We start from the raw sequence: 26,323 nt of genomic DNA, 5'->3' as shown, positions 1-26,323 counted from the left end.
GACATGACAGACACGACAGGCACGACCGGCGCGGCGGACACCGCGACCGCGCTGAGCCGGTCCCGGACCCTGTGGGAGCTGGTCGCCCGCCGGGCCGCGCTGACCCCGGACGCCACCGCCCTCATCGAGGCCGCCGAGGACCCGGCGGCCGACCGCCGCCTGACCTTCGGCGGGCTCCGCGACCGCTCCGAGCGGGTCGCCGCCGGGCTGTACGACAGGGGCGTCCGCCCCGGCACCGTCGTCGCCTGGCAGCTCCCCACCCGGATCGGGACGGTGCTCCTCTCCGTCGCCCTCGCCCGCCTCGGCGCCGTCCAGAGCCCCCTCATCCCCTCCTGCCGGGACCGCGAGACGGGCTTCGCCCTGCGCCGCTCGCGCGCGGAGTTCTTCGCCGTCCCCGGCGTCTGGCGCGGCTTCGACCACACCGCGATGGCCCGGCGGCTCGGCGCGCGCGGCGTCTTCGAGGCGTACGGGACCCTCCCGGACGGCGACCCGGCCGTCCTGCCGCCCCCGCCCGCGAACGGCACCGACGTCCGGTGGATCTACTGGACCTCCGGCACCACCTCCGACCCCAAGGGCGTCCTGCACACCGACCGCTCCCTGATCGCGGGCGGCTCCTGCCTCACCGGGGCCCTGCGGCCCGGCCCGGACGACATCGGCTCGATGGCCTTCCCCTTCGCCCACATAGGCGGACCCGACTACACCGTGATGCTGCTGCTCGCGGGCTTCCCGGCGGTCCTCTTCGAACGGTTCGCCCTGCCCGGCTCCCTGGACGGCTACCGCCGCCACGGGGTCACGGTGGCCGGCGGGTCGACCGCCTTCTACTCCCTGTTCCTCGCCGAACAGCGCAAGGACCCGGGCGTCCCGCTGCTGCCCGCCCTGCGGCTGATGGCGGGCGGCGGCGCCCCCAAGCCGCCCGAGCTGTACCACGCGGTCGTCCGCGAGCTGGGCTGCCGGCTGGCCCACGGCTACGGCATGACCGAGGTCCCGATGATCACCATGGGCGACCCGGACGACACCGACGAACACCTCGCCACCACCGAGGGCCGCCCCCCGGCCGCCATGTCCGTCCGCATCACCGGCCCGGACGGGGTCCCGCTGCCGCCGGGCACCGACGGCGAGGTGCGGCTGCGCGGCGAGGCCGTCTGCCAGGGCTACCTGGGGCAGGACCCGGCGGACGGGGTCTTCGACCAGGACGGCTACCTGATCACCGGCGACCTGGGCCGGCTGACCCCGGACGGCCACCTCGTCCTCACCGGCCGCGCCAAGGACGTCATCATCCGCAAGGGCGAGAACATCTCGGCCCGGGAGGTCGAGGAACTCCTCCAGGGGCTCCCGGGCCTCGCCGACGTCGCCGTCATCGGCCTGCCCGACCCGGAGCGCGGCGAACGCGTCTGCGCGGTGGCCGAACAGCCCCCGGGCGCGCCCGCGCTGACCCTGCCCGAGGTCACGGCGTACCTGCGCGCGCGAGGCCTGGCCACCCACAAGCTCCCGGAACAACTGGAGCTGGTGGAGGCCCTGCCCCGGGGCGACACCCTGCGCAAGGTCCTCAAGTACAAGCTGCGCGAACGCTACGCCTGAGCCCCCGGACCGCCCGGCAGAGCCTCAGAGGCGGCTCAGCGAGGCCGCGGCGAAGAGGACGTCGCGGATCGCCTCGCGGTCGCCGTGCTGGCCCGCGGCGGCCTCCTCCGGGGAGATGTGCCCGGCGGCGAGCTGGCAGAACTCGACGCCGTCCAGCGCGATCCGGGCCACCGTGTGCTCCGGGGACGGCTTCGCCGCCGGGGAGTCCAGGGCGATGTCCCAGCCGCCACCGCCCACGCCCTCGATCTCCAGGTGCAGGGTCCGGCCGGGGGCTCCCGCCGCGACCAGGCCGCGCGCCGGGGCCGCCCGGCCCGAGCGGCGGCGCTCGGCGAGGGCGCCGGGCAGCAGCCGCGCCGCCAGGTCGATCATCCCGTGCAGGTGCGGGCCCGACGGCGGGTCGTACGGGTAGTCCACCGCCTCCGCGATGTCCCAGGCGTGCACCCAGCACTCGAAGGCGCGCTCCAGGAACGCGTCACCGAGCGGCAGCGCGAAGGCCCCGTACTCCACCGCCAGTTCGGCGACGCCACGGCCCGCGAAGGAGACCGTGCGCACCAGGGTGTGGCCCTGGTCCCGCCACGGCTCGCGGACCTGGCGCGTGGTCGGGTGCGGCGACGCCTTCCAGAAGTGCTCGGTGCGTACGGTCGGCCCCTCGCCCGGCGCCCGCGGACCCAGCGGGTCGTCCAGGCCGAGCGCGGTGGCGACCAGCCCGTCGACCGTCAGCAGGTGGCCGATCACCCCGGCCACCGTGGTCCGGCGCGTCTGGCGCCGCTCCTCCTCGAACCACTTCAGCCGCACGGGCGTGTGCCATTCCGCGTCCCCGAAGTCCTGGAGCAGCGCGTCGAGCCGGGCGGTCTCCGTGTCGTACGGGTGGGCCCACACCGGCACCGGGATGCGGGCCGGGCGCTTGCCCAGACAGTCCTCCAGGACGCGCGAGCGCAGCAGCGGCTTGAGGTCGAGGCTCTCCTCGGGGTGCAGCAGCCCGACCGCGTCGCGCAGCCGCAGCGCCTCGTCCGCGCAGGGAGCGCACTCGGTGAGGTGGTCCTCCACGGCCTGGGTCTCCTCGGCGGAGCACGCGGCCAGCGCCCACGCGCCGAGCAGCGACTTCAGCACGGTGTGGGACGGCGGCGGCGCGGGCAGGGGATCGGGCGCGCACTGCGGGCCGAGGTCGTCGGCGGCCCCGCGCGGGCCCGGTATCCGCACCGGGCCGCCGGAACTCTCGTATGCGTCGTCGGGCGACTCTGCGCGGCCGTTCATCGGGGCGTTCCATATCCGGGTGAGCCGTATCCGGACGGCGGGGCGGTGTCCTCCTGCGGGAGGGCGTTGGCGGTCGACAGGAGCTGGAGCCCGAGCCGCAGCCGGCGCCGGGCCTCGTCCTCGCTGATCCGCAGGTCGGCGGCGGCCTGCCGGTAGTCGCGCCGCTTGAAGTAGGCGAGTTCGAGCGCGGCGCGCAGCGGTGCGGGCATGGAGGTGACGATGTAGTCGGCGCGGGCGGCGGCGTTGGCGGTGCGCACCTTCTGTTCCAGTTCCTCGCGCGAGCCCCGGCCCCGCTCGGCCTGGCGCAGCCGGGCCACCGCCTGGGTCTGGGCGATCCGGGCGACCCAGGAGCGCATGGAGCCCTCCTTGGGGTCGTAGGCGTCCGGGTTCTCCCAGATGTAGCCGAAGACCTCACGGGTGATCCGGTCCGCCGCCGTCTCGTCGCCCAGCACCCGGTGCGCCAGGCTGTGCACGAGCGAGGCGAAGCGGTCGTAGAGCTCCCCGAGCGCGGCGGCCTCGCCGCGTGCGAGTCGCTGCTGCATGCGGCGGTCCCAGCGCGGTGGCGCGTCCTTCGGCATCCTGGCCCCCAGCGGTTGTCGACCCGTCGAATGTAGTCGCCGGCCGGCCGGGCGCAGCGGTTTTACGAGAACCCCGCCCCCGGTGCCCGCCCTGCGTGATAGTGGATGTCCTGAAAGTGGCGTCGCGGCCGGTGCTCCGGGGTGGGCCGGCTCCTCATGGGCACGGGCGTCATCGGCACGGGCGTCATCGGCACGGGCGTCATGGATAAAGGTGTTACGGAGACATACGGATACAGGTGTTACGGATACAGGTGTCATGACCATAGGTGTCATGGGCACAGGCGTACGCGCCCTGCCGCGCGCCCCGTGCGCGGGTTCGATGCGGCGGGCGGCCTGAGCCCTTCGCCCAACGCGCAGGCCACGAAGGGCTTACGCTCCTGCCTGACTTGATGTGAACCCCCACCGCACATGTGAAGGCGGAACGCCGAATATGGACAGCGCAGAATACGAGCGCAAGATCGCCGCCCGATTCGCCACCTTCGACCAGGACGGCTCCGGTTACATCGACCGGGACGACTTCAGCACGGCCGCCAAGGCCGTCCTGGCGGAATTCGGAGCCACGGCCCGGTCGGACAAAGGACAGGCCGTCTTCGCGGGCGCCGAGGCGTTCTGGCAGGGCATGGCCGGCATCGCCGATGTCGACGGTGACCAGCGCGTCTCCCGCGAGGAGTTCATCACCGGGGCGGCGAAGCGGCTGCGGGACAGCCCGGAGCGGTTCGCGGAGATCGCGCGGCCCTTCCTGCGGGCCGTGATCGCGGTGGCGGGCGACGGCGGCACCCCGGCCGGGGCGACCCCCTCGGCCACCGCCCGCGTCCTGCGGGTCCTGGGCACCCCGCCCGAGCTGGCGGGCCAGGCGGCGGTGGCCCTGGACACGGACGGCGACGGCCGCATCTCGGAGGAGGAGATCCTGCGCGGCTTCGCCTCCTACTGCGGGGTCCAGGCCCCCGACGCCTGACCCTCCCCGCCACCTGCGGCGCGCCCGGCCCCGCCGGAGCCGGGGCCTGGGCCGGATCGGGGCCGGGCCCGGCCGAACGGTCCGGGCCCGGCCGGGGCCTACGCGAAGACGACCGTGCGGGTGCCGTTCAGCAGGACGCGGTGTTCGCTGTGCCACTTCACCGCGCGGGCCAGCGCCTGGCACTCCACGTCGCGGCCGACCGCCACGAGCTGGTCCGGGGTCACCTCGTGGCCGACCCGCTCGACCTCCTGCTCGATGATCGGCCCCTCGTCCAGGTCGGCCGTCACGTAGTGCGCGGTCGCGCCGATCAGCTTCACGCCCCGGGTGTGCGCCTGGTGGTACGGCTTCGCGCCCTTGAAGCTCGGCAGGAACGAGTGGTGGATGTTGATGATCCGCCCGCTCAGCTCCTTGCACAGGGTGTCCGACAGCACCTGCATGTACCGGGCCAGGACCACCAGTTCGACGTTCTCGGCGCGGACGAACTCCAGCAGCCGCGCCTCCGCCGCCGCCTTCGTCTCCCGCGTCACGGGGATGTGCACGAACGGGACCCCGTACGAGCCGGCCAGCGCCTCGAAGTCGGTGTGGTTGGAGACGACGGCCGCGATCTCGACCGGCAGCGCCCCGATCCGGGAGCGGAAGAGCAGGTCGTTCAGGCAGTGGCCGAACTTCGAGACCATGAGCACGATCCGCATGCGCTCGTCGGCGCGGTGGATCTGCCAGTCCATCCGGAAGGAGTCCCCGATCGCGGCGAAACTGGCCCGCAGCTTCTCCACCGTGACCGGCGCCTGGGCCGAGAAGTGGACCCGCATGAAGAAGAGGCCGGTGTCGTGGTCGCCGAACTGGCGGCTGTCCTCGATGTTGCAGCCCGTCATGAACAGGTAGCTGGACACGGCGTGCACGATGCCCTGCTTGTCGGGGCAGGACAGGGTCAGGATGTACTGCTGGGCCTCGGGCTGGGCCTCGGGCAGGGGCTGGGCCGGGGTCCCGGGCTGGGGGTCGTCGCTCATGACCCGACAGCCTTTCACACCGTGTGCGTGAGCATCCTCAGGACGTCCAGCGACCCGGGCCGGGCATCCGGGTCGTCCCCGTCCGCCACCGCCAGCCGTACGTGTGCCGCGCGCGCGGCGCGGACCGCCTCGGGCCAGGCGTGGTGCTCCAGGAAGACGGGGACCGGGGCGTCGGGCCCGACCTGGTGCAGGATGCGCAGCACGCGCAGCACCGCGAGGTCGACCAGGGCCGCCTCCTGCGAGTCCCGGAAGATCGTGCCGACGTACTTCTCCGCCGACCAGCTGTCGAGCCAGGTGTCCTCGACGAGCCGGTACACGGCGTCGGTGACGTCCCCGTACCCCTCGGCCCCCGCCCGCCAGGTGTCCTCGTGGAAGGCCGGGTCGGAGAGCATGTGCAGCGCCGAGCGCACGTTGCCGCGCCAGCGCCACCACGGCATGTCGGTGAGGGGCATGGAGCCCATGGTGGTGGAGCGGGTGGCGCGGCGGGAGGAGTTCGTCGAACCCTGTGCGAATGTCACGCTTTCGATCGTACGTTCCCTTCCCGCACGCTCTCGCGTCACCCACAGGTGACGGCAGAGCGGGAGGGGAGCGGGAGAGGAGCCGCGGCGGGAGACCTACAGCTGGGACGTGTCCCGCCGGGTGAGGCCGTACTTGGCCGCGACCGTGTTCCACAGCGCCGCGGCCGACTCCTTGGCCCGCGTCGCGTCGCCGCTCGCCCGGTTCGCGGCGACGGCGTTCCCGGAGTTCCTGGCCCGGCCGTCCTTGCAGCCCCGGTCGTCGTCGTCCACGTCGTCCGCCCAGGCCGCGTAGCCGGTGTCGGCGGACGCGGAGGACTTCCACGCCCGGGTGAGGGCGTCGGTCAGCTTCACGTGGTCCGGGAGCCGGTCGAGCTTGAGCTCCTGGAGGCGGGTGACGAGTTCCTCGCGCTGGCGGGCCGCGTCGCGCAGGTCGTCGGCCGCCCGGTCGAGTTCGCGGCACGCCTTGATGTCCTCCACGGCCTTGATCACCGCGGCCCGGCTGTCGTTGCTGTCGGCCAGCAGCTTGTCGAGCTGGACGGCCTGCGGCCGGGCCGGGTCGACGGGCGCCTCGCCGACCGCCGCCGCCGAGGGGCCGCCGGGCCCGGCCGGCACGGAGGGGGCCGCGCCCGGGTCGGTGTTCTGCGGCTTGCCGTCGCCGAGCAGCGAACCGACCCCGAGCCCGACGACGGCCAGCCCGACCACCACGGCGGCCATGACCCCCGGCGACACCTTGCGCGGAGCCTCCACGGGCGGCGGCGGCCCGTGCCTGCGCTGCGGGGGCGGCTGGGGCCCGGTCCGGGGGCGGGGCCGGGGCTGGGGCCCGGGCGGTACGGGGCCCTGCCCGCGCGGCGGCCGGGCGCGCGGCGGCGGCCGGCGCAGCACCGGCTCCTGGATCGGCGGCAGGGTCTGGGTGTGCCCGGCGGTGTCGTCGTCCCGGCCGCCGCCCCGGAACCCCCCGCCGGGTCCGGCGACGGGTCCGGCGGGCACGGGCGGGATGAACTGCGTGGCCGCCTCGGCGTGGTCCGGGGCCGCCGGCACGGGCGGGATGAACTGGGTCGCCGCCTCCGCGTGGCCCGGGGCGGCCGGGGCCGCCGGGACGGCCGGGATGTACTGGGTCGCGGCCTCGGGCTCGGGCAGGGGCGGGGTCAGGGACGGGGTCAGGGGCGGGTACGGCTCGTACTGCTGGTACTGCTGGTACTGCTGCGACTCCTGATGCTGTTCCTGGTACTGCTGCGGCTCCTGGTACTGCTGTTCCGGATACGGCTGGTGACCCGGCTGCGGCTGGTAATCCGGCTGCGGCTGCGGAGACACCTGGTGGTCCTGGTACTCGTACCCCTGGTACCCCTGGTGCTGCTGGTACCCCTGCCACTGCTCCGCGTGCTGCTCCGGGTACTGCTGCGGCTGCTGGTGGTCCTGGGACTGGTACTGCCCCTGCCCCTGGTACTGGCCCTGGTATTGGTCCGGATACCGCTCCGGTTCCGGCTGCGGCGGTACGGGCTGCTGCCGCGCGGGGTGCCCGGGGTGGCCGGAGGTGGGGGCCGGGCCCCACGGGGCACCCGGCTGGGGCGCTCCCCCCTGTCCGCTCTCCGTCACCGGGACTCCTTCTCCGACCTGCCCGAACCCTGCGGAACCGTCGGGTCACGCTACCGGGTCGCCCACGCCCCCGGGGCGGGCTCAGGCCACCCGCGCCTCCAGCCGCGCCCCGAACTCCCGTACCGCGGGCTCCTCCCGGTACGGTTCCAGCCGCCGCCGGAAGTCGTCCAGGTACTCCACGCCCCGGTTCGAGCGCAGCCCCGACAGCAGCTCCGCCGCCTTCGTGGCCGTCCGGCAGCCCTGTTCCACCTCGCGCTGCTGCACCTGGGCCGTCGCCAGCAGCAGCAGTCCGATGGCCCGGCGGCGCGCCTTGCCCTCCGGCAGGCTCCGCAGCGCCTCCCGGGCGCACCGGTCCGCCGCGTCGGCCTGGCCCAGGTCCCGGTGGCAGTGGGCCAGCTCGTCCGACAGGTAGGCGTGGTCGAAGTGGCGGATCCAGACCGGGTCGTCACCGGACTCCGGTTCCGCCCGCTCCAGTGCCGTCACCGCCCGCGAGGAGAGCACCGCCGTCGCCCGGATGTCGCCGAGCAGCGCGTGCCCGCGCGCCTCGGCGGCGTAGTACATCGCCTCCACCCTCGGGGTGACCTGCCCCCGCGTCCCTTCCTGGGCGGCCCGCGCGAGCTGCGCGATCTCCCGGGGACTGCCCAGTTCGGCGGCGAGGTGGCTCATGGACGCCGCCAGGACGTAGCCCCCGTACGCCCGGTCCCCGGCGGCCTGGGCCAGCCGGAGCGCCTGGATGTAGTAGCGCTGGGCCAGGCCCGGCTGGCCGGTGTCCACGGCCATGTAGCCCGCGAGTTCGGTCAGCCGGGCCACCGCGGCGAAGAGCGCCCGGCCGACCGGCTCCCGGTAGGAGCCGCCGATCAGCCCGGACACCACGGAGTTGAGGTAGTGGACGACCACGGGCCGTACGTGCCCGCTGCCGAAGCGGTGGTCGAGTTCCTTGAGCGCCTCGGTGGTGGCCCGTACCGCCTCCACGTCCGGCATCCCGACCCGCGCGCCGCCGCTGCGGGCCACCTGCGCGTCGGCCCCGGTGATCAGCCAGTCGCGGCTGGGCTCGACCAGCGCGGACGCGGCCACGCTCGACCCCGACAGGAAGTCGCGGCGGCCGACGTCGCTCCGCCACAACTCGCTGACCTGCTCGATCGCGCCGACGACGGTCGGGGAGAACTGGAGACCGATGCCGGAGGCCAGGTTCTTGCCGTTGGCCATGCCGATCTCGTCGATGGTGACGGCCCGGCCGAGTTTGCGCCCGAGCGCCTCGGCGATGATGCCGGGGGCCCGGCCCCGTGGCTGCTGGCCGCGGAGCCAGCGGGCGACGGAGGTCTTGTCGTAGCGGAGATCGAGGCCGTGTTCGGCCCCGCACATGTTGACCCGCCGGGCGAGCCCGGCATTGGAGCACCCGGCTTCCTGGATGAGTGCCTGCAACCGTTCGTTCGGCTGGCGGGCGACGAGAGTCCTGGCTGCCATGAAAACCCCCTGTGGCCGCGGGTGATCGACGATGGAATGATCACTTCCCGCCTGATGTGCGGAGAATCTTCCGCTCTGCGTCTTGTCGCTACCCAACTGCCGCGCTCCGGCCTCTCACGCGCCCCCGCCGATGCCTCGATGCGCCCCGTGTGCAGGATCGATGCTCCGCCCGCGGGCTGGTTTACGGCCGTAACCCCCGGTGTGCGGTGCAGTTGTGATGGTCGTGGAAGAGACCATCGCAGACACCGAGACCGCCGCGCCCGTCCCCCTCCAGCGCGGCGAGCAACTCGTCGACCAGGCCGTGCGGTACACGGAGGAACGCCACTGGGACGTCTTCGCCGGTACCTGGCTGGAGGCGGCGGACGGCCGCGAGGTGTGCTCCTGCGGGGCGGCGGAGTGCGCGGCTCCGGGCGCGCACCCCACCGGGGAGGACTGGGCCTCCCGGGCCACGGGCAGCGCCGTGCAGGTGCGGCGGATCTGGGCGGAGAGGCCGCGGTCCTCGATCCTCCTGCCGACGGGCCGGACCTTCGACGCCCTGGACGTCCCGGACGCCGCCGGGTTCCTGGCACTGGCCCGGCTGGAGCGGATGGAACGCACGATCGGGCCGGTCACGCTCACCCCCGGCGACCGGATGCTGTTCTTCGTCCTGGCGGGCACCGGGGCCAAGGTTCCCGACCGCGTCCGCAAGCTCGGCTGGATTCCCGACGCGATCGACCTGTCCGTGCGGGGGGAGGGCGCGTACGTGGCCGCCCCGCCCACCCGTGTCGGCGGCCGGGGCGCGGTCCAGTGGGCGCAGCCCCCCACGCCGGCCAACCGGTGGCTGCCGGACGCGGAGGAGCTGACCGACGCGCTGGCGTACGCGTGCGGGCGCGAGGCGGCGGCGGAACGGGCCCGGCGCGGCGCCTGACGCGCCCCGCCCTGACGGGCGCGAAAGCCCCGGCACGGCCGTGCGCGCGTGGCGCGAACCGTGCGGGCGGCACGGCTGCGGCACGGCTGCGATGCGGCTGCGGTGCGGAACCTCGCAGGTCAGGGCCGCGTCCCCCCGTGGGGCGGGCCGTGGCGGGACCGGCCGGAAAGTCATGACATACGTAACTGCCCGCCCCGCGCGTCTCCTCCTACGCTGAGGAGGGAACAGCCGACGGGGACAGGACGAGAGGCGGGCGCATGCCGGACCAGGGTGACACGGTGGTCGGGACGGACGGGGCGGGTGGCGCGCGGTCCGGGCCGTCCGCCGTCCCCGCCGTGCGGGTGGAGGGTCTGTGGAAGCGCTTCGGTGAACAGGTGGCCGTCGCGGGGGTCGATCTGGAGCTGCCCGCGGGCCGGTTCATCGGCCTCGTCGGCCCGAACGGCGCCGGCAAGACGACCACGCTGTCGATGGTGACCGGTCTGCTCCGCCCCGACATGGGCCGGGTCCTGATCTCCGGGCACGACGTGTGGGCGGACCCGGTCCGGGTGAAGTCCCGGATCGGTGTGCTGCCGGAGGGGCTGCGGCTCTTCGAGCGGCTCTCGGGCCGTGAACTCCTCGGCTACATGGGCCGCCTGCGCGGGCTGCCGGGCGCGGAGACCGACAAGCGGGCGACGCAGCTCCTGGAGATCCTCGACCTGGCGGGCTCGCAGCACAAGCTGGTCGTGGACTACTCGACCGGCATGCGCAAGAAGATCGGTCTGGCCGCGGCCCTGCTGCACAACCCCGAAGTGCTCTTCCTGGACGAGCCGTTCGAGGGGGTCGACCCGGTGTCGGCGCAGACCATCCGCGGGGTGCTGGAACGTTACACCGGCTCCGGCGCCACGGTCGTCTTCTCCTCCCACGTGATGGAGCTGGTCGAGTCGCTGTGCGACTGGGTGGCCGTCATGGCCGCCGGCCAGATCCGGGCCGCGGGCCCGCTGGCCGACGTACGGGGCTCCGCGCCCTCCCTGCAAGCCGCCTTCCTGGAACTGGTGGGGGCGCGGGGCCGGGACACGGCCGGGGACTCCCTGGACTGGCTCGGCGGCGGCTCCCCGGTGGCCGGGGCCGGGCGATGAGCGCGTCCGCCGTGGAGGTCCCGCAGGTCGCACAGGCCCCGCAGATCGCAGAGGTCCCGCTGGTCCCGGTCTTCGTCCGGCTGAAGCTCTCGCTGCTGCGCAACGGGCTGAAGGGCTCCTCCAAGCGCAAGGCCGCCTACTTCTCCTCGCTGGCCGTCGCGGTGGTGGTGGCCTTCTTCACCACGGTCGGCCTGGCCCTGCTGCGCGGCGACGACCACGCCGGGACGATCGTCGTCCTGCTGGCCGCGATCCTGGCGCTCGGCTGGACCTTCATGCCGCTCTTCTTCCCCAGCGGCGACGAGACGCTCGACCCGAGCCGGCTCGTCATGCTGCCGCTGCGGCCCCGGCCGCTGGTCCGGGCCCTGCTGGTCTCCTCGCTGGTCGGCATCGGGCCGCTGTTCACGCTCTGCCTGGCGGTCGGCTCGGTGATCGCCGTCGCCCGGGGCGCGGCGGGGGTGGTGGCCGCCGTCCTGGCCGTGCCGCTGCTGATCCTCGGCTGCGCGGCGCTCGCCCGCGCCGTGGCCACGGCCAATGTGCGGCTGCTGACCAGCCGCAAGGGGCGTGACCTGGCGCTCCTGAGCGGCCTGGTGATCGCGGTGGGCGCGCAGGTCGCCAACTTCGCGGGCCAGCGCCTGTTCGTGGCGGGCGGCCTGACCCTGCTGGAGCCCGTCGAGGAGGTGGTGCGGTGGCTGCCGCCCGCGACCGCCGTGGGCATGGTGGACTCGGCGAGCGAGGGCGCGTACCTGAGGGCCCTCGCACAGCTCGTGCTGACCGTGGGCGCGCTGGTCCTGCTGCTGCGGTTCTGGGAGCGCGGCCTGACCAAGCTGATGGTGAGCCCGGACGGCTCGACGGTCGCGGCGTCCGGCCCGGCGAAGGAGCGCGGCACGGGCGGCGGCTTCTGGTCGCTGCTGCCGGACGGGCGCACGAGCGCGGCCATGCGGCGCACCCTGCGGTACGCGGTGCGGGACCCGAAGACGAAGGCCGCGTGGGTGACCTCGCTGGCGATCGGCCTGATCGTCCCGGTCTTCAACGCCTTGCAGGGCACGGGCTCGGTCTACCTCGCCTGTTTCGGCGCGGGCATGCTCGGCGTCCAGATGTACAACCAGTTCGGGCAGGACACGTCGGCGTTCTGGATGGTCGCGCAGACCATCACCTCGACGCGCGACGCCTACACCGAGCTGCGGGCGCGGGCCTTCGCGCTGGCCCTGGTCACCGTCCCGTACACGGTGGTGGTCACGGTGGTGACGGCCGCGCTGGTCGGCGACTGGGCGGCGCTCCCGGCGGCCCTGGGCCTGGGCCTGGCCCTGCTGGGCTCGATGCTGTGCACGGGCTCGCTGGCCTCGGCCCGCTTCCCGTACTCCATCCCGACGGACGGCGCCTTCAAGAACGTCGTCCCCGGTCAGGGCGCGCTCGCCTGGATGGGCATCGTCGGCGGGATGCTGGCCGCGTCGGTGATCTCCGCGCCGGTGATCGCGCTGACGGTCTACTTCGCCGTGACGGACGACCCGGGCCTCTCCTGGACCGTGCTCCCGCTGGGTGTCGTCTGGGGAACCCTGGCCGCCTGGGCGGGCCTGCGCCTGGCCGCCCCGACGGTGGCCCGCAAGCTCCCGGAGATCCTCCAGGCGGTGAGCAAGGGCTGAGCCGGGCGGCGGCTGGGCTGTTGTGCCGCTGGACTTGTAGGACCGCTGGACTGCTGGACTTGTAGGACTGTTGGAGCCCCGGAGCGTGATGCTCCGGGGCTCCTTTGCGTCACGTTCCGGGGGTGGGTGGGGATTCGGTATGCGGATTACCTGAACCTGCGGGTTTGCATGCACCTGCCGGACGAAATACCCGCAACCCTCTGGGAAGGAATCCGAACCCACACCAAGACCCGAACTCACCCGAACTCACTCGAACTTCCGCACCGCCCACACCGTCTTCCCGATCACCCGGTCCGACACCCCCCAGACAGAAGAAAGCGCGTCCACCAACAGAAGCCCCCGCCCGTTCTCCTCCAACGTCCGCACCCCGATCCGGGGCACCGCCTCCCGCCGCGCATCCGTCACCTCCACCCGCACACCGCCCTCATCCAGCACCATCCGCAACTCGAAGTCCCGCCCCTGCACCCGCCCGTGCGTCACCGCATTCGCCACCAGCTCAGCCACGATGACCACCACCGCGTCAGAGTCTTCCGACCTCACGGCCACCCCCCACCCCTCCAACCGCCGCACCGCAAACCGCCGCGCCAGACGAGCCCCCCGAGGCGTCGCCCCGAACCGCCGCGCACAATCCGCCAGAACAGGCGACCCGGCATCCACCACCGCCCCCTCCGCCTCCGGCATCAACCGATAGAAAGCCCCCCGCTCCACAGCACAACCGACCCCCACCTCAGAACCCACCCCGGAACTGTCCCTGCCACCCATACCGCTCGCGCTCATGTTCGGTAACCCGGCCCTTTCCCATCTTCGTGGAATTACAGGACTTCCGGCACCAAGGCTGGCCCCAACTCGCTACGCTGAAAAGAGGGTTCATTCCTACCGTTCCAGAAATAGGCATAGGGAGGTGCGCTGATGTCTCGCCCATCGAAGGACCTGGGCCAACCGAGCAGCATCGAAGAGGCAATCGGCAAGGCCGTTCAACGCGCTCGGCTCTCGCTGGGGATGTCCCAGCGAGATCTTGGAGCGCTACTGCACGTAGGACCCGGACGCATCGGCCACATCGAGACCGGCGTCACCCCTCCCACCCTGGGGCAGATCCACCAGTTGGACGACGCCCTGAAGCTGAACGGGGCACTCACCGACCTCATCCCGTTCCTCAGCCGGAAGCAGTACCCGGACTGGTCGGCCGACTTCGTCAAGCTCCAGGCCGGGGCCGAGGTCATCAAAGGGTTCTCCCTGATCATCCCGGGCCTGCTCCAGACCAGGGACTACGCACGGACACTCCTGGAGGCTGGCTACCGCGTCACGGGCGAGGGCAACGTCGATCAGCGGGTGGACGCTCGCGTGGAGCGTCAGCAGATACTCCACTCCGACGAACCGCCCATGCTCTGGGTGATCCTCGCGGAGGCCGCACTACGGCAGGTCATCGGCTCCGGCCCCCTGATGGCCGCGCAACTGGCCCACGTACTGGGCCTTGCGGACCGGGGCAAGATCCACGTCCAGGTGCTGACGTTCGCCCGAACAGAGCCCGCTGTGACGATGGGTAACTTCTCGCTCCTCCTCATGCCGGACGGCAAGCGGTACGCCTACGCGGAGGGCCACTTCATGGGCAAGCTCATGGAGGACGAGGAAGAGGTCACGGCCCGCCACGTACTCTACGATCGGCTCCAGAAGCGGGCGCTGGACCCTGCGGCGTCGGCCGCCTTGATCAATACGGTCATGAAGGAGTACGAGCGATGAGAACAACCGGCGAACTGTCGAACTGGCGCAAGTCCAGCTACAGCAGCGCGGCAGGTGACGACTGCGTCGAGGTCTGCGACGGCATCATCGGCGCGGTGCCCGTACGCGACAGCAAGCTGACCGACAGCCCCGTCCTCACGCTCTCCCCCACCGCCTGGACCGACTTCGTCGGCATGGTCCGCGCAGACGGCTGACCCTCGGCCCCCACGAACCCCACCGGTATCCCTGGCCGGTGGGGTTTCGTCGTTCCCGGCGTGGCCCCCGACACCATTGGCTAACCTGCCGCCACGAACGACCACAGCCGTCCGTCCGGCACGGCCACCAAGCAGATGCGGAGTCCCGACGTGAGCGCTCCTTCTTCCCACCAGTGGATCAAGTCCAGCTACAGCACCGCAGCAGGCGACAACTGCCTGGAGTGGTCCCCCACCTGCGCGGCGGCCACCGGAACCGTCCCCGTCCGGGACAGCAAGCTCACCGACGGCCCGGTCCTCACCGTCTCCCCCACCGCCTGGACCGCCTTCATCGGCACGGTCCGCGCAGACGGCTGACCCTCCCCTTACGAGCCATCGCGAAGGATCACGAAAATGACTGACACCCTGACCTGGCGCAAGAGCACCTACAGCAGCGCAGCAGGCGACAACTGCGTCGAGTGGTCCCCCGCCTGCGCGGCGGCCACCGGAACCGTCCCCGTCCGGGACAGCAAGCTCACCGACGGCCCGGTCCTCACCGTCGCCGCCACCGCCTGGACCGCCCTCGTCGGCATGGCCCGCGCAGACGGCTGACCACCGGCTCGCCCTGCGAGCCATCGCGAAGGGCTCGGACGCGCGACGGGGCGCCGACCGTTGTGGTCGGCGCCCCGTCGCAAGAGTCCGCTGAGGGGAGGATCACGGACACCGCGTGGTGTGGGCTCAGCCGAGGCGGAAGTGCTGGTTGTAGCTCTCCACACAGTCGAACTGGACGAGGGCGGCGTTGTTGTCGGTGCTCGCCCCGGCAACGGACAGGCACTTGCCGCTGTGGCGGGCCTCGATGGAGAAGTACCCGGCGTCCTTCTGGACGAGCCTCCACTCCTGGTTGGTGGCGCCGACGCAGTCGAACTGGACGACCTCGGCGCTGTTCTGGACGCTCGCCCCGGCAACGGAGAGACACTTACCGCTGTTCACGGCACTGACGGTGTAGTAGCCCGCGCTGGTGGCGGTCAGCTTCCACTGCTGGTTCGGTGCCTCCAGACAGTCGAACTGGACCACCTTGGCGTTGTTCTGGGTACTCGCACCGGCGACCGACGCGCACTTCTGGCTGTTGCGGGCCACCAGCTCCGCGGTGAACACGGTGGCGGAGGCGGTACCGGCCTGCACACCGGTGAGCAGGCCGGCGAACACCAGGGTGGTGGCAGCGACGGTCCAGCGGGGGAACTTCATGGTGCCTCCGAGAAGTCGAACGGGCTGAGGGCCACCATTGATAGCCGGGCGGTTACCAGGGGGACGGCGTTCTCCCGCAACCGACACCTGAAGTGATGAATCCGCGACACACCGCCCTGGCCGCCGACATGTCCGGGGCACCGAACGCCACGAGGTACGCCGAACTCGTCGCACGATACGAAGCGACCGGGCCGGTCGTGGCCGTCAACGAGCGGCTGTGACCAGCGCTTTCGCAACCGGCTTCGGGGTCACTGCGGGAAAAACGGCTCGCGAGGCCCATGCGACGGATGGCAGGGTGCGGCTCATGGCACCCCAATATCAGATTCGTGCTGACTACGACGCTCGCACGATTGTGGTCTACCAGGCGTACTCGCCCGCCATCGCCGATCCGGCACTCCAGGCGGGCCGCTTCGTCGCGCCGTTCTCGTTCCACCGGATGACGTGGATCAAGCCGTCGTTCATGTGGCTGATGCACCGGAGCAACTGGGCCCGCAAACCGGGCCAGGAGCGCGTTCTCGCGGTGCGGATCACGCGCGAGGGCTGGGAGGAGGCCCTGTCCCAGGCCGTGCTCACGACCTCGGACCCGGCGGCCGTGGCCAAGGCGGCCGTGCACGTCCAGTGGGACCCCGAGCGCTCGGCGCGCGGGGCGGCGCTCAACCACTACAGCATCCAGGTCGGCATCGGCCGCCACCTCATCCGCACGTTCGCCGACGACTGGGTCGTCAGCATCACGGACCTCACCCCGCAGGTCCGCAAGGCCGCCTCCCTGATACAGACCGGCCATGCCGCGAAAGCCCAGCGGCTGATCCCCACCGAGCGCGTCTACCCGCTGCCCCGGGCGCTGGAGGTGGCTTCCGTGCGGTGACGGTTCGCTGCACGCCCCGCAGTACAGGAGGAGAGGCGAAGAAGATCGATGGCTTCACCCGAGAGCACCGAAACTGTGCCTGGCTGGCACTTCACCCTGCACGCGCAAGAACCGCTCACCCAGGAGCAGTGCGATGTGCTGGCGGGGCTCGACAGCTTCGCCGACGGATACGTCAGTCTGATGCAGACCCCTGACGTGGAGTCCTCGTTCGTCTGCTACTTCGAGGCCGACAGCCTGATGGACGCCATGAAGCGGGCACTCGCCCGCTTCGACGACCTTCCAGGGGTCCTCATCCGAAGCATCGAGCTGGACGCCTGCTCCTTCGACCACAACGGCCTGGCGACCGCGTCCGTCGTGCCCTTGGCCGCCCGACCGAGGGCATCGCTCTAAAGCGGCCGGGAAGACTCCCTGCGAGTGGTGAATCCATGAGCAGAAGCGCCCGGGGCGGCCCGCCCGCGCAGGCCGCCCCGGCGGGTCGGGCCGGTCGTGCACGAAGTACCGGTCCGGCGGGAACGCGCCGGAGCCCCGTCCGGCTGGTGGGCCGGGCAGGGCTCCGGGGCGGGGGGAAGCGGGCAGGGGCTCAGGTCGGCTGGTGGGCGGGGCCTTCGTCAGGTCCGGGGCCGGCGGACGGGCATCGCGGGCTCCTTCCGCTGACCGTCCGGTCGGCGCCGACCGCGTCAGCAAGCTGACCGACGACCCCGTCCTGGGTCGTCTCCCGGACGAGCGCCGCCCGGCTGTGCGTCTCAGCGTGTGCGTGCGCGGGGCGCGAGGCCCCAGGCGAGCGCGCAGGCGAACAGGGCTACGACAAGGACGAGGGCGGGGATGCTGCCGGCCGGGTAGAGGGGCAGCGCCCACCAAGAGCCGATGCGATACCCGAGCGGGTCGGGGGGTTGTCCGAGCATCACGTTGGCGATGATGTACAGCAGTCCGGCAGCCACCGCCGTGGCCTCGTTCGCGACCCGGTGCACCACCAGGGCCAGAGCCAGGACGAGCAGGGTGTTGCGGGCCACGTCCAGCCCGACGGCGGGCGTGGCGGCCAGGAGGAGCGCCGCCCCCGCTGACACCGCTGCTCGATCCAGACGGCGGACCGGCACAACCGCCGTCAGCTCCGCCTCCAGCAGCCGCCGGTCCAGGCAGTACATGACGGCGACGCTCACGATCACCGGCACGAAGTGCTTGATCTGGGCCATTCCCCCACCTCCCAGAACGCTGGGAACAGGCACCTGGCTCGCCCCGATCAGCCAGGTGACCAGCATGAGCGCAAGCACTGCGGGGACCATGACCCACCAGCGCCTCACCGACAGCGCGTAGAGCTTCACGAGAGGGCTCCGCAGTGCTTCTGTGTCCGCGCCGCTTCGGTGAACCACGCGACCTGCTGTTCCCTGGGGAGGGTGCGGATCTGCGTGATCTCCTGCCAGGCCAGGGGCGGCATCGCGCCCCGTACGTTCTTCTCGTTCACGCCGACGACGAGAGCGGCCCAGGCGGCAGGCATGGAACCGGGACGGCGGCAGGGAGTGACCCCGGCGCTCACAGAGGTGCCGGTGACGGCGGATTCCGCCAGGTCGGCCCGGAAGGAGTCGGGGTCCGCCTGTCCATCGGCGAGCGGCAGCGACCAGATCAGCGGCCAGACTCCGGGCTTCAGCGGTTCCTTCGAGGAGGTCAGGAGCAGTTCCCTGGGCATGGGCACGCCCGCGTCGCGCAACTTGGTCAGCGGCTCCGTGAGGTCCTTGCGTATCCCGTCCGTGTAGGAGGCGTACTCGGGCGGCAGGCACACCCGGGGCGTCTCGCCGGCACACACCGGGGTGACGATCCGCGCATCCGAAGGGCGGAAGTAACCCCAGTCCGCGACCGCGCCACGGCCGAGCAGGATCGTGGCGATCACGAGGGCGAAACCGAGGGAGATCGCGGGAACCCGTTGCCGGACCAGTGCGGGAAGCCAGAACGCGAGGACCAGACCGCAGAGCACCGCCCATGGGACCAGGTACGCGAGCGGCGATCGTGTGTCGGTCGGGGAGGAGAACCCGTCGATGAATCCGCCCAGGTGCCGCAGCCACGGGTTCGCCATGCCCTGGGGGAAGGAAAGGAACATCCAGCCGCCGATGCCCGCGACAGGGGCGGCCAGGCTGCGGGGAAGGATGTGTCCCAGCCGCCATCCGATGGCCGTCCATCCGAGCGGAAGCACGACGGCATGGGCGACACCCAGCCAGCCGGCCGCGCCGCTCGGCAGCGCCCCGACCGTCTTGGCGGCCAGCAGGAAGGAGACGGCGAGGAGCACCGCCTGCAGCGCGACGACGGGGGTGACGGCCCAGACGAACTGGCGCGGCGCACCGCGTGCGGCGGTGGCGGGGAACGCGCCGAGCAGACGGTGTCGTCCGGCCTCCCACGCCGCGACCGCGGCCGCGGCACCGACCACGACGGGCAAGGCCTGCGCGACGACTTCGCCGGCCTCGACCCCGTAGGCCGTCGGCACGCTGATGCGGTTGGCGGTGATGTACAGGCCCGCGTAGACGAGGGCGGGCAGCACCACCCAGGGGGCGGCCGAGGCGCGGAGGTTGGCCCAGGTGATCATTCCGCGGCCTCCAGCAGAGACGCGTACGCGCTCTCCAGCCGGCGGCCGGGCACGCAGTCGGGCGCGGCGTAGCTGTCGAACAGCGACACCGGACCCTGGAACCTCGTCCTGCCCGACTCGAAGACGACCACCTCGTCGAAGGCTTGGTCGAGGTCGCCGATGTCGTGGGTGGAGACGATGACATGCATGGTGCCGCGCAGGGACACCAGCAGGTCGAGGAAGCGGCGGCGCTGGTGCGGGTCGAGCCCCACGGTGGGTTCGTCCAGGAGCAGTACCTCGGCCTCGTGGACGAGGGCGCCGGCGATGGCGACGCGCTGCTGCTGACCGCCGGAGAGCGTCTTGATGCGGTCGTTCAGCCTGTCGGCGAGCCCGACACGGTCGATCGCCGCGGGGGCAGCCGTCCAGGCGTCGCGCTCCCGCATTCCCTTGAGCCAGCCGATGTACGCCACATGCTCACGAGCGGTCAGTCCCGGTAAGAAACCGGGCCGTTGCGGGAGCCAGGCGACCTTGCGCCGGTAGGTACGGGTGGCGCGGGAGCCGCTGGCGGACAACCGACCGAGACCCACCCGCCCCGTTCCGGGCTGGAACGCGCCGGCGCCGAGCGAGAGCAGTGTGCTCTTCCCGGCGCCGTTCGGACCGAGCAGGACGGTGTGACCTGGAGCGAACGCCAGGTCCAGCCCGTTCAGGACAGGACGTGTGCGGCGACCGTAGCGAAACGTACAGTCCTGGTAGAGCAGGGGCATGCAGACCTCAAGTGCGCTATGGGACCAGCCTGTTCGGGTGGGAAGAGACCCTTCCCACCCGAACAGGGAGTGCATCAGTAGTAGACATCCACGAGTCTGACCGTCAGGTCCGCCCATCCGCCGTAGTTCACGGCGAAGTAGTAGTAGCCGCTGCCGTGGTCACCCCAGGTTCCGTAAGAGGTCGAGTAGTAGTCGTTGAAGCAGTTGGTGAACGCTGCCGTGGTGTACTGCGGGTCCGGCTGGAAGTCGAGGTCCTTGCGCAGGGTGACGTTGGCTACCGAGGAGCCGCTGGTGCAGTTGGTGAAGTTGATGTTGGTCGAGCCGCCGTTGTTGTCGTACCAGCGACGGGACTCGAATCCCGGGCCCGCGTTCGTGAGGCTACCCATCCAGCTCGCTGCCTGGGCCGGGCCGGCAACCAGACCGACGACGGCGGTGGCGCCCAGGCCAACCACGGCCACCCGGCGGCCGGATTCACGCAGGACGGAAAGACGCATTGACTTCATGATGCCGACGCTCCTTTGAGATAGCGGCGAACAAAACGGCCGCGACATGGCCGACTCCTACTCGGAGTGGACTGCTGGTGGTTCACCCGTACCGATTTCCGGGTTATTTCAGTAAGTGACGCTGACGACCCGGACGTCCAGGTCGCTGTACGTCGCGCCCAGATTCACGGCAAAGTAGTAACTACCGCTGCCGTAGTCGCCCCAGTTACCCGAAGAGGTTGAGTTGTAGCCGACGAAGCAGTTGGTGAAGGAAGCCGTGGTGTAAGTGGGGTCCACTTGCCAGTCGACATCCTTGCGCAGGGTGACACCGGCGCTCGTAGCTCCGGTGTGATCCGCGCAGTTGGTGAACTGAATGTTTGTGCTGCCGCCCGCATCAGCCCAACGGCGGGACTCGAAGCTGGGGTAGGCGCCAGAGAGGTAACTCGACCAGCTGGCGGCATGGGCCGACCCGGCCGTCAAAGACAGCAGGGTCATGGCGCCGAGCGAAACGAGCCCGGCACGCTGCCCGGCTTTCCGCAGGCCGGACAGAATAGCGGATTCCACATTCCCCCCCGGGAATAGTTTGACCGAAGATTCGATACCTGATCCCACCTGGAAGCGCGATCGAATTGATCGGCACAACCGCCATCCAGGCACACCGGGGATGCAATCATGTGCCAGACAGCGCCGTCAAGGTCAAGTAAGGTAACCCCATCCGCCGCAGGCCGACCAGGGCCGGAAATGACGGTTCGCGCCCCGATGGGCCGGAATTACTTGTTCTGCCATGGGATCGCAATGGCGGCAAGGCCGGGTGCTGCCGCGAAAAGCCCCCGCTGCACCCTCCTGGCCTTAGAATAGTTGACCGGAACATAGTCCACACAATCGAGCCAAATAGCCTGCAATAAGCCAGCAGCGGCCTGTACACCCCACCCCGTTCATACAACTGACGCTCGTCGGATGCCCTGCCAGCTGGCGGGCAGTGGGATGGCCGACGCTCCGGCCCTGGCACCCCACTCTGAAGCTTCAACCCTGGCGCGGCGGAGCCGCCTCCGGCGTCTCCGCCGCGCATCCGGTGGTGCGGGGTCCTTCCGCTCTCGTCTCAGTCGTCGCCGAACGCGACATCGAGTTCCGCCACCAGCGCCTCGGCGAGGTCGGCCTGTTGTCCGTGGTCGATGCGGACTTTCGCCAGGTTCGCCACGCCCCGCACTTCCGTCAAGGTGTTGCCCCGCAGGTCCGTGTGCCGGTACCGGCCCGGGCCGAAGACGGTGTGCCGCAGAGCGCACCCGGAGAAGGTGACGTCGGACGGGTCGCAGTCGCTGAACTCGGCCTCGGTCAGGGAGCAGCCGGCGAACACCACGGGCCCGGTCGCGCGGACCTTCCCGAAGGTCGCCAGGTCCAGCTCGCACCCCTCGAAGAGGACGTCGTCCAGGGCGAGGCCCTCGAACGCGGCGCCCAGCAGCTTGCAGTTCCGGAAGGTCACGCGGGTCAGCTTGCTCCCGGCCCAGCGCACGGCGCCCAGGTCGCTGGTGGTGATCTCCACCCCGTGCAGGCCGAGCCGGTCGAAGCCGGTCCGCCGCGACGTCACGCCGTGGATGCGACCGGTGATCAACTGGGTGTCGGCCAGCTCCGGCGCCCTCAGCCGGGCGTCGCCGTACGCGAAGTCCCGCAGTGCGCCGCGCGGGCTGTCGAGAGTACCGACGTTCGACAGGTACAGGCCGGGCTCGTCCAGGTCGGGGGTGGTGAGGGTGGTGCGGCCGAAGGTCCGGGTGGCCATGCTGCGCTCCTCGGTGGGGGGAGCCGGGGCCGCCCGCGCGCAGACCGCCCCGGCGGGTCGGGCCGGTCGTGCACGAAGTATCGGTCCGGCGGGAACGCGCCGGAGCCCCGTCCGGCCGGTGGGCCGGGCGGGGCTCCGGGGCGGGGCGCGGGCGCGGGCGGCGGGGGGTCAGGTCGGGGGTTTGGTGAGCTGGGAGCGGACCGCGCCCATGGAGGCGGCGATGACCAGGGCGATGGCCAGGGCGTCCAGGGGGGAGAGGGCCTGGCTGAGGACCAGGAAGCCCGCCGTGGCGGCGATGGCCGGTTCCAGGCTCATCAGGACGGCGAAGGTCGGGGCCGGCATGCGGCGCAGGGCCAGCAGTTCCAGGGTGTACGGGAGCACCGAGGAGAGGACGGCCACGCCGATGCCCAGCGCCAGGGTGCTCGGGACCAGCAGGGCCGAGCCCGCCTGGAGGACGCCCAGCGGGAGGGAGAGGACGGCGGCGACCGCCATCGCCAGCGCCAGGCCGTCGGCCTGCGGGAAGCGGCGGCCGGTGCGGGCGCTGTAGACGATGTACGCCGCCCACATCGCGCCCGCGCCCAGCGCGTAGGCCACGCCCGCCGGGTCGAGGGAGCCGAAGCCGGAGCCGCCGCCGTGGCCGGAGAGCAGGACCACGCCGCCGAGGGCGAGGCCCGCCCAGAGCAGGTTCACCAGGCGGCGCGAGACGATCACCGACAGGGCGAGCGGGCCGAGCACCTCCAGGGTGACGGCCGGGCCGAGCGGAATCCGGTCGAGGGCCTGGTAGAAGAGGCCGTTCATGCCGGCCATCGTGACGCCGAAGGCCACGACGGTGCCCCAGTCGGCGCGCGAGTAGCCCCGGACCTTGGGACGGCACAGGAGCAGCAGGACGAGCGCGGCGGCGGCCAGCCGCAGCGTGACCACGCCCGCCGCGCCGGTCCTCGGCATGATCAGGACGGCCAGGGCGGCGCCGAACTGCACCGATATCCCGGCCGAGACGACCAGCGCAACCGGCCCGAACCGCCCCGCGCCGCGCCCCTCGGCAGGCCCCTTGGTGAGCCCCGCGCCGCGCCCCTCGGTGGGCCCCTCGGTGGGCCCCTCGGTGGGCAGGGGGCCGGTGGCGGGGGCCGGGACGGGGGCGGCCGGGGCGGGTGAGGAGGAGGGCGCGGTCATTTCTCCAGATTAAGGGATCGGTAAGGAGTGTCCACTTGTGTCTCGCCTTACGGACCGTCGTCCCGAGCGTCATCCCGACCGTCGTCCCGAGCGTCAGGCCGCCCCGCCCTCACAGCCCCTCCGCCAGCCCCTCCGCCAGGAGCTCCGCCAGGTGCCGGGCCCGGACGCCGCCGAGCTGGGCGATCTGGGTGCGGCACGAGAAACCGTCCGCCTGGACCAGCGTGCCGGGCGGGGCCGCGCTCAGGGACGGCAGCAGTTGCTCCTCCGCGCACGCCACCGAGACCTCGTGGTGGCCCGGCTCGAAGCCGAAGTTGCCCGCCAGCCCGCAGCAGCCGCCGCTGAGCCCGCCCGTCAGACCGGCCCGCTCCCGCAGCCGCCGGTCCGGGCCGTCGCCGAGGACCGCGTGCTGGTGGCAGTGGGTCTGCCCCGCCACCGGCCGGTCCAGGCGGGGCGGCGACCACCCGGGCGCGTACTCCTCCAGGGTCTGCGCGAAGGTGCGGACCGCCGCCGCCAGGCGCCCGGCGCGCGGGTCGTCGGGGAGCAGCGCGGGCAGGTCGGTGCGCAGGGCAGCCGCGCAGCTCGGTTCCAGGACCAGCACGGGGGCCCGTACCTCCCCCACGGTGTCCAGGGTCCGGCGCAGGACCGTGCGGGCGCGGTCCAGGCGGCCGGTGGAGACGTAGGTCAGGGCGCAGCAGACCCGGCCGGGCGGGAGGGCGGCCCCCAGGCCCGCGGCCGCCAGGACGCGGACGGCCGCGCGGCCGGTCTCCGGGGCCAGGTACTGGGTGAAGGTGTCGGGCCAGAGCAGGACCGCCGCCCCGGAAGACCCCGCCCCGGCAGGCCCCGCCCCGGCTCCCCGACCGGCATACCCGGTGGATGCCTCCCGCCGCTCCCACCAGCGGGTGAAGGTTTCCCGGGCCAGCGGCGGCAGGGACCGTTCCCGGGCCAGGCCCGGGACGCGCAGCCGACGCCCGGCCGCGTTGACGGCGCCCGCCGCCCGCAGGGCCGTGACCAGGCGCAGCCACTGCGGGAGCCCGCCCAGCGTGTAGTGGGCGAGCGGCCGGAGGCGGCCCGCCCAGTGGCGGTGCAGGAACTCCGCCTTGTACGCGGCCATGTCCACGCCCACCGGGCAGTCGCTGCGGCACCCCTTGCAGCCCAGGCAGAGGTCCAGCGCCTCGGCGACCTCCGCCGAGCGCCAGCCGTCCTCGACGATCTCCCCCGCGAGCATCTCGTGCAGCAGCCGGGCCCGGCCGCGCGTGGAGTGCCGTTCCTCACCCGTGGCCCGGTAGGACGGGCACATCACCCCCGGCCCGCCCACCTCCGTCGACCGGCACTTCGCGACCCCGACACAGCGCGCGACCCCCTCGGCCACCCCCTCGGCGACCGTGCCGGGGGCCGCGCCGGACGGCAGCACCGCGAGGCGCAGGTTCTCGTCCAGCCGGGCCGGGCGAACCAGGATCGCCGGGTTCATGCCGCCCGCCGGGTCCCACACGTCCTTGTACGCGCCGAAGAGCCGCACCAGCTCCGGCCCGTACATGAGCGGCAGCAGCTCGGCGCGCGCCTGCCCGTCGCCGTGCTCCCCCGACAGCGAGCCGCCGTGCGCCACCACCAGCGCGGCCAGCTCCTCGGAGAAGACCCGGAAGCGGCGCACGCCCTCCGCACTCACCAGGTCGAAGTCGATGCGCACGTGGACGCAGCCCTCGCCGAAGTGCCCGTACGGGGACCCGCGCAGCCCGTGCGCCGCCAGCAGGGCCCGGAACGCGCGCAGGTAGGCCCCGAGCCGGGCGGGCGGCACCGCGCAGTCCTCCCAGCCGGGCCAGGCGGCCGTGCCGTCCGGCATCCGGGTCGCCGTGCCCGCCGCGTCCTCGCGCAGCCGCCACAGCGCCCGCTGCCGCACCGGGTCGGTGACCACCAGCGCGTCGAGGGCGTCGGCGCCCCGCAGGACCGCGCGGGCCCCGCCCTCGTCCGCCGTCTCCACGAAGAGCCACGCGCCGCCGCGCGGCAGCCCGGGCGCGTCCCCGACCAGGTCCCCGACCAGGTCCCCGACCAGGTCCCGCGCCATGCCCTCCACCGTCAGCGGGCCGTACGGGAGCAGGCCCGCCGCCGCGTCGGCCGCCGCGCTCTCGTCGGCGTACCCGAGGACCGCGAGCGCGGGCGCGGGCGGCGCGGGGACCAGGCGCACGACGGCCTCGGTCACCACCCCGAGCGTGCCCTCGCTCCCGCAGAACGCCCGCGCCAGCTCCACCCCGCGCTCCGGGAGCAGCGCGTCCAGCGCGCCGTAGCCGGAGATCCGCCGCGAGAAGGCGGGCGGCATCCCCGTCCGCAGCAGCCCCAGATGGGCGGCGACCAGCTCCCGCAGCCCCGCCGGCGCCCCCGCCCAGCCGGTGGAGATCCGGTGCGAGGTGCCCCCGTACGCCGTCACCGCCAGCTCGGCGACGTTGTCGGCGGTGGTGCCCCGGGCCACCGAGTGGGCGCCGCACGCGTTGTTGCCGATCATGCCGCCGAGGGTGCAGCGGGAGTGGGTGGAGGGGTCGGGGCCGAAGACGAGCCCGTGCGGGCGGGCCGCGTCGCGCAGCCGGTCGAGGACCAGGCCGGGCTGGACCACGGCCGTACGGGCCCGCGGGTCGAGCGAGACCAGGGCGTTCATGTGCCGGGTCAGGTCGAGGACCACGCCCACCCCGGTGGCCTGGCCCGCGATGGAGGTGCCGCCGCCGCGCGGGACGACGGGCACCCCGGCCCCGGCGCACACCCGCAGCACGGCGGCCACGTCCTCGGCGTCGCGCGGGGCGACCGTACCGACCGGGACGCGGCGGTAGTTGGAGGCGTCCATGGTGACGAGCGCCCGCGCGGCGGCCCCGAAGTCCACCTCCCCGCGCACCTCGGCCCGCAGGGCCCGTTCCAGTTCCCGGTGGTGGTGCGGACCGTGGTGCGGTCCGTGTTCCCGCCGCTGTACCCGGTGTTG

At 72.6% G+C, this 26,323-nt stretch carries 28 protein-coding genes; 12 read left to right on the top strand and 16 right to left on the bottom strand.

The window, feature by feature from the left end; genetic code table 11:
- Positions 1–3: 3 nt before the first annotated feature.
- Positions 4–1,578 carry a class I adenylate-forming enzyme family protein gene (locus ACIA5F_RS19035; protein ID WP_399354360.1) on the top strand — a complete coding sequence of 525 codons (1,575 nt, stop codon included), beginning with the start codon at positions 4–6 and terminating at the stop codon, positions 1,576–1,578.
- A gap of 24 nt (positions 1,579–1,602) precedes the next feature.
- Here ACIA5F_RS19035 and ACIA5F_RS19030 read toward each other — a convergent pair whose 3' ends face one another.
- Both ACIA5F_RS19030 and ACIA5F_RS19025 read right to left on the bottom strand, forming a co-directional pair.
- Entirely contained in the window at positions 1,603–2,832 is a 1,230-nt protein-coding gene (locus ACIA5F_RS19030; RefSeq protein WP_399354358.1) for a maleylpyruvate isomerase N-terminal domain-containing protein, read from the bottom strand.
- Entirely contained in the window at positions 2,829–3,410 is a 582-nt protein-coding gene (locus ACIA5F_RS19025) for a sigma-70 family RNA polymerase sigma factor (protein WP_399354356.1), read from the bottom strand. The genes ACIA5F_RS19030 and ACIA5F_RS19025 overlap by 4 nt, the downstream gene beginning before the upstream one ends.
- Before the next feature lie 430 nt (positions 3,411–3,840).
- Here ACIA5F_RS19025 and ACIA5F_RS19020 point away from each other — a divergent pair, with 430 nt between their 5' ends.
- Positions 3,841–4,365, top strand: coding sequence for an EF-hand domain-containing protein (locus tag ACIA5F_RS19020; protein WP_399354354.1), 525 nt, complete (start codon positions 3,841–3,843; stop codon positions 4,363–4,365).
- A 98-nt stretch (positions 4,366–4,463) separates the two neighbouring features.
- Here ACIA5F_RS19020 and purU read toward each other — a convergent pair whose 3' ends face one another.
- From purU to ACIA5F_RS19000, 4 genes are all read right to left on the bottom strand, one after another.
- A complete protein-coding gene (gene purU / locus ACIA5F_RS19015; RefSeq protein ID WP_399354352.1) occupies positions 4,464–5,372 on the bottom strand; it encodes a formyltetrahydrofolate deformylase in 909 nt (302 codons plus the stop codon).
- A gap of 14 nt (positions 5,373–5,386) precedes the next feature.
- The gene (locus tag ACIA5F_RS19010; protein WP_399354486.1) at positions 5,387–5,833 is read right to left on the bottom strand and encodes a hypothetical protein; all 447 of its coding nucleotides are present in this window, start codon (positions 5,831–5,833) and stop codon (positions 5,387–5,389) included.
- Between the two features lie 153 nt (positions 5,834–5,986).
- The gene (locus tag ACIA5F_RS19005) at positions 5,987–7,483 is read right to left on the bottom strand and encodes a hypothetical protein (RefSeq protein WP_399354350.1); all 1,497 of its coding nucleotides are present in this window, start codon (positions 7,481–7,483) and stop codon (positions 5,987–5,989) included.
- An 81-nt stretch (positions 7,484–7,564) separates the two neighbouring features.
- Positions 7,565–8,947 (bottom strand): transcriptional regulator, encoded by a 1,383-nt coding sequence (locus ACIA5F_RS19000; protein ID WP_399354348.1) that lies wholly within the window; start codon positions 8,945–8,947, stop codon positions 7,565–7,567.
- Positions 8,948–9,164: 217 nt separating this feature from the next.
- Here ACIA5F_RS19000 and ACIA5F_RS18995 point away from each other — a divergent pair, with 217 nt between their 5' ends.
- The 3 genes from ACIA5F_RS18995 to ACIA5F_RS18985 all read left to right on the top strand — a co-directional run bounded on the left by ACIA5F_RS18995 (position 9,165) and on the right by ACIA5F_RS18985 (position 12,609).
- A complete protein-coding gene (locus tag ACIA5F_RS18995; protein WP_399354346.1) occupies positions 9,165–9,854 on the top strand; it encodes a bifunctional DNA primase/polymerase in 690 nt (229 codons plus the stop codon).
- Positions 9,855–10,111: 257 nt separating this feature from the next.
- The gene (locus ACIA5F_RS18990; protein WP_399354345.1) at positions 10,112–10,969 is read left to right on the top strand and encodes an ABC transporter ATP-binding protein; all 858 of its coding nucleotides are present in this window, start codon (positions 10,112–10,114) and stop codon (positions 10,967–10,969) included.
- Positions 10,966–12,609: a transporter gene (locus ACIA5F_RS18985; RefSeq protein ID WP_399354343.1), complete on the top strand. Its 1,644-nt coding sequence runs from the start codon at positions 10,966–10,968 to the stop codon at positions 12,607–12,609. The genes ACIA5F_RS18990 and ACIA5F_RS18985 overlap by 4 nt, the downstream gene beginning before the upstream one ends.
- Before the next feature lie 246 nt (positions 12,610–12,855).
- On the opposite strand, the gene ACIA5F_RS18980 is transcribed toward ACIA5F_RS18985, so the two are convergent.
- Positions 12,856–13,290: an ATP-binding protein gene (locus tag ACIA5F_RS18980; protein ID WP_399354341.1), complete on the bottom strand. Its 435-nt coding sequence runs from the start codon at positions 13,288–13,290 to the stop codon at positions 12,856–12,858.
- A 228-nt stretch (positions 13,291–13,518) separates the two neighbouring features.
- On the opposite strand from ACIA5F_RS18980, the gene ACIA5F_RS18975 reads away from it, so the two are divergent.
- The 4 genes from ACIA5F_RS18975 to ACIA5F_RS18960 all read left to right on the top strand — a co-directional run bounded on the left by ACIA5F_RS18975 (position 13,519) and on the right by ACIA5F_RS18960 (position 15,128).
- The gene (locus ACIA5F_RS18975; protein ID WP_399354338.1) at positions 13,519–14,346 is read left to right on the top strand and encodes a helix-turn-helix domain-containing protein; all 828 of its coding nucleotides are present in this window, start codon (positions 13,519–13,521) and stop codon (positions 14,344–14,346) included.
- Positions 14,343–14,540, top strand: a complete 198-nt coding sequence (locus tag ACIA5F_RS18970; RefSeq protein ID WP_399354336.1) for a DUF397 domain-containing protein — start codon at positions 14,343–14,345, stop codon at positions 14,538–14,540. The genes ACIA5F_RS18975 and ACIA5F_RS18970 overlap by 4 nt, the downstream gene beginning before the upstream one ends.
- A gap of 150 nt (positions 14,541–14,690) precedes the next feature.
- Positions 14,691–14,894, top strand: coding sequence for a DUF397 domain-containing protein (locus ACIA5F_RS18965; RefSeq protein WP_399354335.1), 204 nt, complete (start codon positions 14,691–14,693; stop codon positions 14,892–14,894).
- 36 nt (positions 14,895–14,930) lie between these two features.
- Positions 14,931–15,128 (top strand): DUF397 domain-containing protein, encoded by a 198-nt coding sequence (locus ACIA5F_RS18960; RefSeq protein WP_399354333.1) that lies wholly within the window; start codon positions 14,931–14,933, stop codon positions 15,126–15,128.
- Positions 15,129–15,254: 126 nt separating this feature from the next.
- Here ACIA5F_RS18960 and ACIA5F_RS18955 read toward each other — a convergent pair whose 3' ends face one another.
- Positions 15,255–15,761: an RICIN domain-containing protein gene (locus ACIA5F_RS18955; protein WP_399354331.1), complete on the bottom strand. Its 507-nt coding sequence runs from the start codon at positions 15,759–15,761 to the stop codon at positions 15,255–15,257.
- A gap of 95 nt (positions 15,762–15,856) precedes the next feature.
- On the opposite strand from ACIA5F_RS18955, the gene ACIA5F_RS18950 reads away from it, so the two are divergent.
- The 3 genes from ACIA5F_RS18950 to ACIA5F_RS18940 all read left to right on the top strand — a co-directional run bounded on the left by ACIA5F_RS18950 (position 15,857) and on the right by ACIA5F_RS18940 (position 17,016).
- Positions 15,857–15,982 (top strand): hypothetical protein, encoded by a 126-nt coding sequence (locus ACIA5F_RS18950; protein WP_399354329.1) that lies wholly within the window; start codon positions 15,857–15,859, stop codon positions 15,980–15,982.
- A gap of 83 nt (positions 15,983–16,065) precedes the next feature.
- Entirely contained in the window at positions 16,066–16,626 is a 561-nt protein-coding gene (locus ACIA5F_RS18945) for a DUF4291 domain-containing protein (protein ID WP_399354327.1), read from the top strand.
- A 48-nt stretch (positions 16,627–16,674) separates the two neighbouring features.
- Positions 16,675–17,016 (top strand): hypothetical protein, encoded by a 342-nt coding sequence (locus ACIA5F_RS18940; RefSeq protein ID WP_399354325.1) that lies wholly within the window; start codon positions 16,675–16,677, stop codon positions 17,014–17,016.
- 353 nt (positions 17,017–17,369) lie between these two features.
- Here ACIA5F_RS18940 and ACIA5F_RS18935 read toward each other — a convergent pair whose 3' ends face one another.
- From ACIA5F_RS18935 to ACIA5F_RS18900, 8 genes are all read right to left on the bottom strand, one after another.
- Positions 17,370–17,816 carry a hypothetical protein gene (locus ACIA5F_RS18935; protein ID WP_399354323.1) on the bottom strand — a complete coding sequence of 149 codons (447 nt, stop codon included), beginning with the start codon at positions 17,814–17,816 and terminating at the stop codon, positions 17,370–17,372.
- Positions 17,817–17,941: 125 nt separating this feature from the next.
- Entirely contained in the window at positions 17,942–19,195 is a 1,254-nt protein-coding gene (locus ACIA5F_RS18930) for a hypothetical protein (RefSeq protein WP_399354321.1), read from the bottom strand.
- Entirely contained in the window at positions 19,192–19,938 is a 747-nt protein-coding gene (locus tag ACIA5F_RS18925; protein WP_399354320.1) for an ATP-binding cassette domain-containing protein, read from the bottom strand. Before ACIA5F_RS18925 ends, ACIA5F_RS18930 begins: the two co-directional genes overlap by 4 nt.
- 74 nt (positions 19,939–20,012) lie before the next feature.
- The gene (locus ACIA5F_RS18920; protein ID WP_399354318.1) at positions 20,013–20,441 is read right to left on the bottom strand and encodes a hypothetical protein; all 429 of its coding nucleotides are present in this window, start codon (positions 20,439–20,441) and stop codon (positions 20,013–20,015) included.
- A gap of 108 nt (positions 20,442–20,549) precedes the next feature.
- Positions 20,550–20,915 (bottom strand): hypothetical protein, encoded by a 366-nt coding sequence (locus ACIA5F_RS18915; protein WP_399354316.1) that lies wholly within the window; start codon positions 20,913–20,915, stop codon positions 20,550–20,552.
- A gap of 604 nt (positions 20,916–21,519) precedes the next feature.
- On the bottom strand, positions 21,520–22,194 hold the full coding sequence (locus tag ACIA5F_RS18910; protein WP_399354314.1) for a pentapeptide repeat-containing protein: 675 nt from the start codon (positions 22,192–22,194) through the stop codon (positions 21,520–21,522).
- Positions 22,195–22,362: 168 nt separating this feature from the next.
- Entirely contained in the window at positions 22,363–23,364 is a 1,002-nt protein-coding gene (locus tag ACIA5F_RS18905) for an EamA family transporter (RefSeq protein WP_399354312.1), read from the bottom strand.
- Between the two features lie 109 nt (positions 23,365–23,473).
- The gene (locus tag ACIA5F_RS18900) at positions 23,474–26,191 is read right to left on the bottom strand and encodes an FAD-binding and (Fe-S)-binding domain-containing protein (RefSeq protein WP_399354484.1); all 2,718 of its coding nucleotides are present in this window, start codon (positions 26,189–26,191) and stop codon (positions 23,474–23,476) included.
- Positions 26,192–26,323: the final 132 nt, after the last annotated feature.

Source organism: Streptomyces sp. NPDC051567 (assembly GCF_044454165.1).
In the GTDB taxonomy this organism is placed as follows: Bacteria; Actinomycetota; Actinomycetes; order Streptomycetales; family Streptomycetaceae; genus Streptomyces.
This window is presented reverse-complemented; position numbering and strand designations above follow the sequence as displayed.